Source organism: Halarchaeum acidiphilum MH1-52-1, assembly GCF_000474235.1.
GTDB lineage: Archaea > Halobacteriota > Halobacteria > Halobacteriales > Halobacteriaceae > Halarchaeum > Halarchaeum acidiphilum.
Genome location: NZ_BATA01000072.1, coordinates 1 through 12,174, shown reverse-complemented (window position 1 = coordinate 12,174; position 12,174 = coordinate 1). Strand labels below are relative to the sequence as shown.

Annotated in this window: 9 protein-coding genes and 3 pseudogenes; 11 read left to right on the top strand and 1 reads right to left on the bottom strand. The window is 56.9% G+C overall.

The genetic code is table 11. The features are described 5' to 3' along the window. Nucleotides 1–68 precede the first annotated feature (68 nt). The 11 genes and pseudogenes from AOZ13_RS11355 to aglJ all read left to right on the top strand — a co-directional run bounded on the left by AOZ13_RS11355 (nt 69) and on the right by aglJ (nt 11,769). A complete protein-coding gene (locus AOZ13_RS11355) occupies nt 69–803 on the top strand; it encodes a glycosyltransferase family 2 protein (protein WP_081641512.1) in 735 nt (244 codons plus the stop codon). Further along, the gene (locus tag AOZ13_RS11350) at nt 796–2,262 is read left to right on the top strand and encodes a sulfatase (RefSeq protein ID WP_021780633.1); all 1,467 of its coding nucleotides are present in this window, start codon (nt 796–798) and stop codon (nt 2,260–2,262) included. Before AOZ13_RS11355 ends, AOZ13_RS11350 begins: the two co-directional genes overlap by 8 nt. Nucleotides 2,263–2,489: 227 nt before the next feature. After that, on the top strand, nt 2,490–2,984 hold the full coding sequence (locus tag AOZ13_RS14035; protein WP_049934097.1) for a hypothetical protein: 495 nt from the start codon (nt 2,490–2,492) through the stop codon (nt 2,982–2,984). A gap of 4 nt (nt 2,985–2,988) precedes the next feature. Then, complete coding sequence (locus AOZ13_RS14030; protein WP_148286699.1) at nt 2,989–3,417, top strand: LTA synthase family protein; 429 nt, start codon at nt 2,989–2,991, stop codon at nt 3,415–3,417. Between the two features lie 157 nt (nt 3,418–3,574). Beyond that, nucleotides 3,575–4,452, top strand: a pseudogene (locus AOZ13_RS11335) (NAD-dependent epimerase/dehydratase family protein). A 160-nt stretch (nt 4,453–4,612) separates the two neighbouring features. Beyond that, the gene (locus AOZ13_RS11330) at nt 4,613–5,350 is read left to right on the top strand and encodes an NTP transferase domain-containing protein (protein ID WP_081641509.1); all 738 of its coding nucleotides are present in this window, start codon (nt 4,613–4,615) and stop codon (nt 5,348–5,350) included. 190 nt (nt 5,351–5,540) lie between these two features. Continuing rightward, nucleotides 5,541–6,698 (top strand): CDP-glycerol glycerophosphotransferase family protein, encoded by a 1,158-nt coding sequence (locus AOZ13_RS11325; protein WP_159103066.1) that lies wholly within the window; start codon nt 5,541–5,543, stop codon nt 6,696–6,698. An 8-nt stretch (nt 6,699–6,706) separates the two neighbouring features. Continuing rightward, the gene (locus AOZ13_RS11320; RefSeq protein ID WP_021780628.1) at nt 6,707–8,248 is read left to right on the top strand and encodes a flippase; all 1,542 of its coding nucleotides are present in this window, start codon (nt 6,707–6,709) and stop codon (nt 8,246–8,248) included. Between the two features lie 175 nt (nt 8,249–8,423). Then, nucleotides 8,424–9,545, top strand: coding sequence for a glycosyltransferase (locus AOZ13_RS11315; RefSeq protein WP_020221070.1), 1,122 nt, complete (start codon nt 8,424–8,426; stop codon nt 9,543–9,545). 60 nt (nt 9,546–9,605) lie between these two features. Then, nucleotides 9,606–10,805 (top strand): glycosyltransferase, encoded by a 1,200-nt coding sequence (locus AOZ13_RS11310; RefSeq protein ID WP_020221069.1) that lies wholly within the window; start codon nt 9,606–9,608, stop codon nt 10,803–10,805. A gap of 57 nt (nt 10,806–10,862) precedes the next feature. Continuing rightward, a pseudogene (gene aglJ / locus AOZ13_RS11305) lies at nt 10,863–11,769 on the top strand (S-layer glycoprotein N-glycosyltransferase AglJ). Between the two features lie 274 nt (nt 11,770–12,043). Here aglJ and AOZ13_RS14025 read toward each other — a convergent pair. Continuing rightward, nucleotides 12,044–12,174, bottom strand: a pseudogene (locus tag AOZ13_RS14025) (IS6 family transposase); the annotation flags it as partial.

The window sequence follows — 12,174 nt, the reverse complement described above, 5'->3', positions numbered from 1 at the left end:
AAAAGACTTAATCAATGTGAATACATATCCTCCATGCGTGAGATTCGATCCTCCCGCGGGGATAACTGATGAGTGACTCTATAGATCTGGGAAGACGCTCGGTACCAGCAGGTTTTGAGTCCGATCCACAAAAAGCCGCATTTGCTGCAGCAGACGCACACGGGACAGTTGATGATCGTGTAGTGTTCGATGACATATCAATAGTAATTCCGACTAATCGGCCAGACAATTATACGTCTGAGAGTGCACCGGAGTATGCAGATATCGTTGTCCGTACTGACGACGGGTTGAACGTTGCGCGGAACCGCGGCGTCAAAGAAGCAGACAACGATTGGATCGTACTTGTTGACGACGATATCACATTCCCAACAAGACTAACGGCAATCCTCGTAGATAGTATGCATGAGAGACATCTCGTCGGAATCGAAGACTTCTGGCCGATGCGGTGGGTTCTCGGTAGGTACATGATCTTCCATCGGTCACTCTGGCAGGCAGCTGGTGGATTTGATGAGAGCCGACCACATGGCGGGGACACGGATTTTGCGATTAGATGTGAGGACGTTGGTGCCCGAGTACTGCGCCTCCCGCGAAAAATCGTTCCGCATCACGATGAGACATCTAACTTTACGACGGCGGCGCACGCAGAGTGGTTATGGTACTTGACTAAGAACCATCCTCTCACCGTCGCACCAATCGCGATCAAACTCGTCGGTCGCAAACTCGGCTTCTTGGAGTCAAACGAGTTTGACTACCCCGATGGGTTCAAAAGTCAAGCCAACGTCCCACCGATGAGAGATGACTGATTCGCGCGACCTGCCGAACGTTCTGCTCGTAGTAATGGATAGTGTCCGCGCGGCTAACGTCGGTCTCTACGGACACGAGCACGACACGACACCGTTCCTATCGGAGTTCGCGGAACAAGCGGTCGTCTACGAGCAGGCCCGGAGCCCTGGGATTTGGAGCCTGCCTAGTCATACTTCGATGTTTACCGGACTTCACGTTGTAGAACATGGGGTGACACGCGCAAGACATAAGCTCCAACCCAACAATACGATTTTCGAGACCCTAGGAAAGAACTACAACTATACAACCGGTGTGTTCTCAGAAAACACATGGCTGTCAGATATGGATGTGGGCCTTCGCGACGCGTTTGACACGGTTGTTGGTGCTCAAAATCTCCTGTTCCCAGACGCCGTTGATCCAAGTAATTTCGTGCTTTCGGAGGGCCAAGGCCAATATATCTCGTATTTGAAGCATTGCTTGAGCGCTGACGCACCTGCGCAGTCACTCGCGAATGGTGTGTTCGCTAAGCTTGCGTGGGATTACCCACATCTACTTCCCGACGGTATCACGTCGTCAACACCTGCATCGACCTATACTGACCTCTTCCTCGACTGGGAGACTGATCGGTCGGAACCTTGGGCAGCGTGCGTCAACTACATGGATGCCCACCTCCCCTATCTCCCCAGTTCTGAACATGATCTATGGGGCGGGAAAGAACTCCGAAAACTCCAGAGCGATATGGATGATCAAGTATGGGAATTCAGCAGCGGGGAACGTCCTTGGTGGCAGCGGCGGGCACTCGAGGGACTGTATGACGGAACGATTCATCAGATGGATGCAGAAATCGAACGGTTGGTCTCTGAGTTGGAGGCTCGTGATAAGCTCGAGAACACGCTCGTCGTCGTTACTGCAGACCACGGTGAGGGCTTCGGGGAACCAAGCCGAATCCGACCGGACTCGCGGGTCGCGGCGCACTCGACCGGTATCCACGAAGTACTAACGCATGTGCCGCTGCTCGCTCACTTCCCCGGAGAGACGGACCGTTCCGTCGTTTCTGACGTCGCGTCGCTCACGCGGTTCCCATCCGTCGTTGAGGCCGTCGTTGACGGCGATAGCGACCCGGAGCGCCGGTTCATCCCGGAGAACCACGCGATTGTGTCGTCGCACGGACTCGAGGAGCCGATGGAGAACCGCGCGAGACGCTACGTGGACGACCTATACCGGTTCAACGGGGATGCGCGCGCTGTCTACGAAGGAAGCGGCGACGACGTCTCGAAGTACGTTTCGTGGCGTAATCGGCGAGCGACCGTGCTCTCGCACGACGCGAAGAGCAGCTACCGGCGTACAGAGGACGACGAGGGACGCGTCGATGCGACGTTCGACCAGTTCACCGACCGCGGTGTCCGCGAGGACTCCGGCGGCATGGACGACGTGGATGACGCGACGAAACAGCGTTTGGAAGACCTCGGATACGTGTGAAGGAGATAGGACTTAGAATCCAAGTGGAGTCGGCGTGAGAAGGGGTACCGATGTTATTGACATTTGGGCTTAAGCGATATAGATAGCTCCAATCTTGAGACAGAGTGTGACATGTATAGTATGGGTCGTGTCGAAGATTTATATCCCTCAGCTAGCTCTGTTGAGTCATGAGTCTACGTCATCGGTTCAAACGGCTAACTCAGCTTGGCGTTAGGTGGCCGCAATTCATGTACGAACAGGTCTGCGAAGATGGATTGCACGGACTCAATAGCGGATTTCAGAAGACTGGCCAGTACGGCTTCACCGGCGTCAGCCGTACGTTCGTGGAGGAGATGTACAATCCTGGCACGCCGATTTGGGAGGAAGACTGGGATGTCCTTCTCATCTTGGATGCTTGCCGCGTCGATCTCATGCGAGAGGTAGTCGACGAGTACGACTTTCTCCCTGCTGCCGATGACCTCGAAACGCGCTGGTCGATCGGGAGCATGTCTCTCGACTGGATGCATCGGACGTTCGCTTCCAAGCACGAATCTCACGTCTCGGAGACGGCATATGTCAGTGGTAATGCCTTCACGAAGGACGATGTCTTCGAGGTTGAGCCCGCCCACCTTGACGAGGTGTGGAGATATGCGTGGGACGAGAAAGTGAACACGATCTGTCCACGGTCGATGACTGACCGAGCGATCGACACGTGGCGGTCCCCCCCCCTCGGAAGGCATTGAGAAGATGGTCGTTCACTACATGCAGCCCCACGTCCCGTTCGTCTCGAATCCCGATCTCGGCGTTTACACGCGGCCGGAGGATTTCGGAGAGGGATTTGCGGACATCTGGAGCCGCGTTGGGGAGTCCCTTACTCACGAGGAGGTCTGGACAGCGTACCGTCAGAATCTCCGGGACGTTCTCGACGACGTCGAAATTCTACTAGAGAATCTCGACGCTGAGCGTGTCGCGATTACTGCCGACCACGGAAATGCTATCGGTGAACTCGGCTACGCCGGCCATCCCCGCGACGTACTTCTCCCCTGTATTCGTAAGGTCCCGTGGATTCCCACATCTGCGGCTGATCGACATACATATGAACCCGAGCTAGAACAACCCGACAAACACCGCGAAGTAGACGTCGAGGGCCGTCTTAAAGACTTAGGCTATCTTTGAATATAAGTGATACTATAGTCTGTTTGGCTGGGGAAGGGGGATCTCAAACATGATTGAGTATATTGTCACCGGATATAAGGTAGTGTTCAGATAATACGATGCTGTGAGTACTGAAACGGTCCTTGTCACGGGAGGTGCAGGGTTCATCGGCTCGGCGATGGCCGAACGCCTCCTCGAATCCGGAGACGACGTAGTCGTAGTAGATAACCTCCATAACGGGAAACGTGAGAACGTTCCTGATGAAGCGACGTTCGTTGAGGGAAACATCGCCGACAGCGAGACATTCAACAGTCTATCGGCGTACGATGTCGACTCGGCTTTTCACTTGGGCGCCCAGTCGGGGGACCGGGCTCGTTCGACGACCCCGAGTACGACCGTGAGAGCCACATCGACGGGACGTTCAACCTCCTACAGTGGTGTCAATCGACTGGCGTCGAGCGCGTGCTGTACGCGAGTTCAATGTCCGTCTATGGGGAACCTGAGTCGTTGCCGGTCGATGAGTCGGCCGAAGACTCCCCGATGACGTATTACGCGGCTGGAAAAAGGGGGGCAGAAGCATACGTGACCCTGTTCGATAACATGGGTTTGGATACGACCATCTTTCGTCTCTTCAACGTCTACGGTCCGAACCAGAACTTGGATAACAGAACGCAGGGGATGGTCAGCAGATACTTGTCGTATGTTTTGAACGAAGACGAGTTGGTGATCAAAGGATCTACCGACCGCGTTCGCGACTTCGTCTATATCGACGACGTGGTCGATGCGTGGATGCTCACGAGAAACGCGCCGGAGGCCTTCGGTGAAACGTTCAATGTAGCGACCGGCACGCCGACAACGGTCGGAGAGCTGGTTGAGTGTATGTTAGAGGAGGCAGGTAGCCCCGATTTCCCTGTCGAAGTCGTCGGTGGAACCCCCGGAGATCAGTTCGCCATCCACGGCGACGCCTCGAAGCTGAACGAGACGCTGGGCTGGTCGCCCACAGTCTCCGTCGAGGAAGGCTTGGCGAGGATGGTTGCGGCCGAGAAGGAGCTGTAGCTGAACCGACATAGGCGGCAACTATAGCAGAACGATGGCCCCGATAAATTCGTCCTGGGATTTATTGATCGTATCGAGAGTCGTCTCGGATCGAAGCTAGTCGTCCCCCTACACGAGATTCCACTAGAACTTAGATACCTGGCTACGAGAGTTCGATCAGATGGACGCTATTATTCTCGGTGCCGGTCAAGGTAGTCGAATGGGAGCGCTGACTTCAGATCTGCCAAAGCTATTCATCGAAATCGACGGTCAGCCTCTCTACAAACATCAGATCAGTATGGTCGAGGAATTCTGTGACCGCGTTCACATCGTCGTCGGGTACGGGTTCGAAGATGAAACCGATCCTCGAGACGTATTCGTCGACGCGGGGAATTGGGACGTCGAGATACGGTATCACGTCGTCGCGGATTGGGAAGAGAAGGAGAACGCCTACACGTGCTTGCGAGGTCTGGAGTACGTCGAACCAGACAGCGACGTACTTCTGTTGTGTGGCGATGTGTTGTTCCGTATTGAGGCAGTCCGAGAAGTCATCCAAACTTACAATAAATGCCTCAGAGATGATGATTTCAACGCAGTCGCGGTCATCGAAGGCATTCAAGACGAAATGACCGCTGTGCGATGGAACGATGAGGGCGTAATCGAGTCGTACGGCTCGATTCGAGGCCATCAGGAGGCCGGAATATTTATCCTTAACAGCCACAATCGAGAGGATGCCGAATCGGTGCTGGAGGCTAATCAAGAAGAGTGGTTCCCCATTATCTTCAAGGAAACTCCCTCTAAGCCGGTGTTCGTCGATCGGTCCGCGCGTCACGAAGTCAATACGCCGGAACACCTCACAGAAGCGCGCAAAAAGTATGAAGAATGGCCGACGATGACCAACTCCAGCGGGCCGGTGTAGTGGCACGTGGCTAATGTCTGCGCATAGGTGACCGCACCACTCGGCACTTAATTAATCATAGGTGCATGACTGAATGGGTCGAAATGTCTGATAGAGTTGGGCACATCCCGAAGTCTTCACTGCGAGTCGGGTATCAAACCGAAGAGCAATTGCGTGATACGATTCAACTCGCTAGTAACCAATGTCTATAGTGGGAAAAATTTACCGTGGAATCGAACTTCTGTTCCGGTTCTCAGTATACGCGTTATCCCACGTCTCTCCCCGGTCCGACGATCTGGTTGTCTGTACTGCTGATCCATCCGGTCGGTTCGCAGAGAATCCAAAGTACGTCTATCTCGGTCTCCGAGAGAGAGAGGATATTGACGCAGTATGGCTCGCCCGAGCGGACTCAACAGCGAACCAGTTAAGTGACCATGGTCTCCCCGTCCAGCGCGGGGGGACGCTGGGTGCTAAATGGACGTTACTCCGAGCAGGAACAGTGATCATTTCGCACGATATCGTCGGTTGGGAGCTGCTCGGTGGTGCGACGATCGTGCAGACGTGGCACGGCAACCCGCTGAAACAGATCGGACGCGATACGGACGATTTCTCTCCCCTCCGACAGTGGGTTCAGGACTATATTCTACGGGACTGGGACGTCGTGACGGTAACCGGTTCTGGGACACCAAAACAGACGTTCACATCGGCATTCGGGTTGTCCGACGATGACCTCGCAGTTACTGGCTCTCCCAGAAACGATCCCCTGTATCACGATGTGGAGTACAGCGAACTAGACGGGCTCGACGAACACGCAGAGTGGCGGACGTTCATCTCGAATAATCGCTGTATCCTTTATATGCCAACGTGGCGTCGCGGTACTCACGGCGCTGACGGAGCGGAGTTTGACGCCCATGGATTAGACTTCGACACCGTCGGATCGTTCTGCGAAGAGCACGACCTGATTTTCTTGGTGAAACTTCACCCGAGTGAAAGTTCTGACGTAGGCGACTACGAACACGTGTTGGAACTCCCTACATCAACAGACATCTACGACATACTCTCGGAGGTTGAAGTCCTCATTACAGACTACTCCTCCGTCTACTTCGATTACCTGCTCGTGGACAGTCCTATCGTCTTCTATCCGTACGATCTCGATTCGTTTTCATCTGGTAAGGGATTCTACTTTGAGTATGACGAGGTCACACCGGGACGAAAGGCGTTCACGCAACCCGAATTGCTCACAGCTATCGACGAAATACTCTCTGGAAACGACACCTATGTAGACGAACGAGCAGATCTCCGGAATGAGTTCTTCGATCATCAAGACGGTCATTCGACGCAACGGTTGATTGATCGGGTCCTGTCCTAATATATACCATGTCAGCTGATGAGTCAGAGCCGGCACTGAATGAATCGGTCCGGAATCTATTCAAGGGGGCATCCCTTGTTGGTATAGGGCTGATACTTGATCTCGGTTTGTCGTTTGTTGGGAAAGTGGCTATCTCCAGACACCTCTCAGCGGATGACTTTGGCTTGCTCGTGATTGGAACCGCGTTCGTAACCGCTGTGATGCGACTCGCCCCATTAGGGACGAACATGGGAGTCGTGAGGAATCTCCCACGATACTCGGATGCAAAATCGAGGCGGGAAATCGCCCGGACCGCGTTCATCACGTCAATCGCCGCAGCAATCGGTATCTCAGCACTCACAGCCGTGTTTGCTGGCCCTATCTCTCAAGAGATACTGAAGCAACCCAGAACTGAGCAGGTCCTCCGGATTTTTGCGCTCATCGCTCCGCTCGGAGTCGTGATGCGGATGGGAATCGCTCTCTCACGAGGCGACGGACGCGTTCTTCCTCGCGTTGCCATTGATAATGTGATTGAACCGGTTCTCCGGATCTCTCTCATCGGAGTTGTTGTCTTTCTGGGATATGGACTACTAGCAGGGGTTTACGCATTCGCTATCCCATACATCGTGGCTGGGCTTCTAGCAGGTGGGCTCGTCTTACGGCGATATCTCCCGCCCACCAATCTGCTCGGCCCGACCAGATTCCGAGAGCTCCTAGTATTCTCGCTTCCGCTCGTGGTGACGAGCTCTATGTGGCTCGTTATTCGCGATCTCGATACGTTCTTGATAGCGGCATTCTCTACGTCCAATCGGGTCGCTATCTACAACGTCGCGTACACACTGGCAACGCTACTAACGATGCCGAAGTCCGCAGTGGACTTTATCGGCCTCCCGAGTCTCTCGGAGTTACATGCCGAAGAACGGTCAGAAGAATTTCGGCGTTTATTTCGAACTATTCGACGGTGGGTGACAAGCGTAGTCACGCCCATGATTCTCGTTATGATATTATTACCTAGCCAAGTAATACATTCAACATTCGGGCCGAAATACGTGGGTGGCGCGCTCGCGTTACAAATCGTGGCTACAGGTATCGCGACGTACGCCGTTAGTGGCCTGGGAGTGTCAGTTCTAACGTCGATCGGCCGAACTCGCTCTGTGATGTGGATGACGGCGCTCGCTGCGGCGACAAATTTGGGACTGAATCTCGTGCTAATTCCCCACTTCGGAACTACCGGAGCTGCGATTGCGACGTTGGCGAGTTACACGATCCTCGACATCTGCGTTTTGACTATAGTCTATCTTGAGACGGGTGTCGTAATGATCGATTGGGAGCAGGCGGCTCTTTTGTTCATCGGCTTCTCTGTTTTCGCCCCTGCAGTCGTCATCACTCGTTCGGTTGTCCCGCTGGGTTCAATCATGTGGCTGGTTCCGTTCGTGTTCGTCTGTACCAGCGTCTACCTCCTGGGTATCGCTCGGTTCGTCGGTGGCGAGGAGGAGTTACACATCATCAAGAGTATTGAGGACCGATTTGATGTACGGATCCCGCTGGTGAAGAGCTTGATACGGGCTTGATGATCCAACGAATTCTTCGGACAAGAGACGAGGTCCCGATACAACTCGCAGGCTTAAGGGTAGCGAGCCGGAACGGTTGCATAGAATATGATCCCACTTTCTGTAGACGACAAACAGTATATGGAGCGACTCGAAGCTGGAATATCTACGCCGAGAAGTCCCGTGGAGACGTAGAATGACGGACTTCGACGTCGCCATCCTCCACGACCGATTTCCGACCGTCGGAGGTAGCGAAACCTTCGCGATAGAGGCCGCGCGCGTCCTTGACGCGCCGATCTACACGATGTACGTCGCGGACGATGTCGACGTACCGGACGACGTTGAGGTGTACGCGATGCGCCAGTCGAAGTACATCACAGGGCTCACCGGACGACTACTGGAGTGGAAGAACGGCGGGATGAACCCCCTTGAGCCGGCGAGCGTCGCCATCGACATGACCGAAGGCGTCGCGTCGCTCACTGACTACGACGTCCTGCTCGAGAGCGGCCCGCTCTCGAAGTATTACGTTCCAGGAGTGGATCAGCGCGTCGTCCACTATCCGCACAGCCCCCCTCGATGGCTCTACGACCTTTTTCGAGAACGGATGGAGCGTCTCGACTACCCCGGGCTCGCGTTCGCCGCGCGTGTCTATGCGAAGGTCTGGCGCGCGCTCGACAAGGAGTCGCTCGACTACGTCGACACGTTCGTCGGGAACAGCGAGCTGATCCGCGATCGTATCCGACGCTACTACGGCCGTGACGCCGAAGTCGTCTATCCGCCGATCACCGGGAACTGGCGGAATGAGGGCGACGGCGGGTATTTCCTCACATGGTCCCGTCTCGACCCGGAGAAGCGGATCGACCTCATCGTTGAGGCGTTCCAAGGGTTGGACAAGCGACTCGTCGTCGCGGGCGACGGCGAGCAACGCGAACAGCTTGAACGGCTAGCAGCGGGCCATGAGAACATTGAGATCCGTGGGTTCGTTGAGGACATCGAGTCGCTAGCCGCACGGGCGACAGCCGTCGTCTACGCGCCCAAGAACGAAGACTTCGGTCTTGTGGGTGCAGAGGCACTGAGTGCGGGTAAACCGCTTATTGGTGTCGGCGAGGGGTTCACACGGTATCAAGTTGAAGAGGGTGTGACCGGCGTAACGTTCGAGCCGACGGTCGAGTCACTCCGTGAGACGATTCGCTCCTTCAACGCGGATACATTCGATAGCGAGGAGATAGAGCGATTCGCGGAACGGTACGACTATGAGGAGTTCGAGAAGGGTCTCCGAGAAGTGGTATCTGACGGCACGAGTCGCTTCGGCGACTGAGAGAGCTTCGGAGCACACGAACCAACACGGCTAAACGCGCCCTTCCCCCCATTCTACCCGATGCACCTGACGCAGGTCGCCCCCTACGTCACGTATCCGCCGCGGATGGGGGGGGACCATCGGACGCACGGGCTGGTGAAGGAGTTCCCGACCGAGGGGGATACCGTCGTTCGGTACTGTCAGGGGGGATCACCGGCGATGTACAAGTCGATCGATCTGCGTCGCCGCGTCGAAATCGCGGATGGCTACGACGAGGTCCGTCACCTCCACCCGCTCCACGAGGTCGCGAAGGCGCCGATGCTCCTCGGTTATCCGAATTTGCTCGCACACCATACGCTCCGTGTCGCGTCGAACAGTCTTGGTGACTTGCTGGACAAGGCGGATGTTGTGCTCTCGCGCGAGCCGTGGCAGACTCCGTACGTCCTTAACCACACGGACGACGACACGCCGGTCGTCTTCTCCAGTCATAATGTCGAAACGGAGCGGTTTGGCGACATCGAGCAACCGTTCTTCGAGGGCGCGGTCGCACGACGGGTCGACGCACTTGAACGCCGCTCCGTGGAGGGCGCAGACGCGATCGTCTGCACGAGCAAGCGCGACGCGGACGTCTACCGGGAGCGCTACGATCCCAGGGGACCCGTGATCGTCGCGCCGAACGGGACGTACGAGGACTCGCTGCGCGACCACCGGCCGGACAGCGCGCGCGCCACTCACGTCAGAACGCGCTACGGGATTGACACGGACACCACGGTCTGCCTCTTCATGGGGAGCAACTACAAGCCAAATGTGGAGGCCGCGGAGGCCGTCGTTGAGGTCGCACGCTTGATGCGCGACGACGCGGTCCACTTCCTCGTGATGGGATCGGTGGGAGACGCGATCGACAATACACCCGCGAACGTCACGACGACGGGGTACGTCGAGGAGGGGTTCGAAGCGCATTTCGACGCCGCCGACATCGCGCTCAATCCGATGCTATCCGGTGGCGGTACGAATATCAAGCTGATCGATTTCTTCGCACGGAGTCTGCCCGTCGTCTCAACGCCGTTCGGCGCGCGCGGTCTCGACGCGACGCCTGATGAACACTTGGTCGTGGCCGAACTCGATGGGTTCTCTGGGGCGGTCCGCACGCTCGCCGCAGACCCGGACCGACAGCGCGAGATCGGTCGGCGTGCGCGCGAACTCGCGGCGGCGCGTTACACGTGGGAGGCGGCATCGCGGCACCTCCGTGAACGGATCGTGGACCTGTTCGGTCCTTTCTGAGACGCCGGCGAGCGAACACGCAATCCTTTTTCCGTCTCGCCGTCGCGTTTCAACGCAATGCCGGACTACGCGGACGTCTGCGTGCTCATTCCGACGCTGGACGAGGCGGAGACCATCGGCGGCGTCATCGACGACTTCAGGGCCGAGGGCTTCGAGTCGTTCCTCGTCGTCGACGGCCACTCGGGCGACGACACCCGCGAGATCGCGCGCGAGCACGGCGCGGACGCATCACGCAGTCGGGCGCGGGGAAGGGGCAGGCGGTCCGCGAGGGCGTCGCGCACGTCGACGACTCCTACGTGTTGATGCTCGACGGCGACGGCACGTATCGCGCGGCGGACGCCGACGCGATGCTCGAACCGCTCCTCGCGGACGACGCCGAGCACGTCATCGGCGATCGCTTCGCGGACATGGAGTCCGGGGCGATGAGCACGCTGAACGGGCTCGGGAACTCGGTGATCAACCGCGCGTTCGCGTTCATCCACGGCCACGACTTCCGGGACATCCTGAGCGGATATCGCGCCTTCAGCGTCGAGTCGTTCGAGCGGATGCACCTCACCGCGGACGGCTTCGCGATCGAGACGGAGATGGCGGTCGAGTGCGCGAAACTCGACATCGAGACGACGGTCGTCGACATCACCTATCTCGCGCGCCCGGAGCCTCCGACACGAACCTCCGGCCGTTCCGCGACGGCGCGCGCATCATCTTCGCGCTCTACAAGCTCGCGAAGACGAACAACCCCCTCTTCTACTTCGGGAGCGTCGGCGCGGGATCGATGGCGGTCGGCGTCGTCACCGCGATCTACGTCGCGATCGAGTGGTTCACGGTCCGCGTCTCGCACAACATCTTGGCGCTCTTCGCGGCGTTCACGATCCTCCTCGGCATCCAGCTCCTCATGTTCGGCGTGCTCAGTGATCTGCTCGTCACGCTCCACCGCGAGCAGCTGCGGCGTCTGGAGGACGACTAGGGCGAGTCCTCGTCTTCGCGCTCGCGATAGGTCACGACCGACGTCCAGTTCGGTGACGCGCTCGTCGGCAGTGACGAGCGTGCCGCCGTTCTCACGTACTACGCCCGCGTGAAGACACCGGCGACGAGACGATGTCGACTAGCGGATCAGTTCACTGTCGTTCGCGATGCCCTGCTCTAGCGCTGCGGAACCGCCGATCGAGTAGGGTCTGTCTCGACGACGGCGGATTCATCGCCGTCGCTTCGAACATTCTGTATCCAGTAACCGAACCCAAAACAGTATTCGAAAGAGATAATCCAGCGAGATGCAGCTGAATACTGAGCTTCATCAGCAATCGCGGTGTCGCTTCTCGTTCAACAAACTCTACGTTGATCTCGTCTAAACAACCGTTGAGTCGGTCGTTTT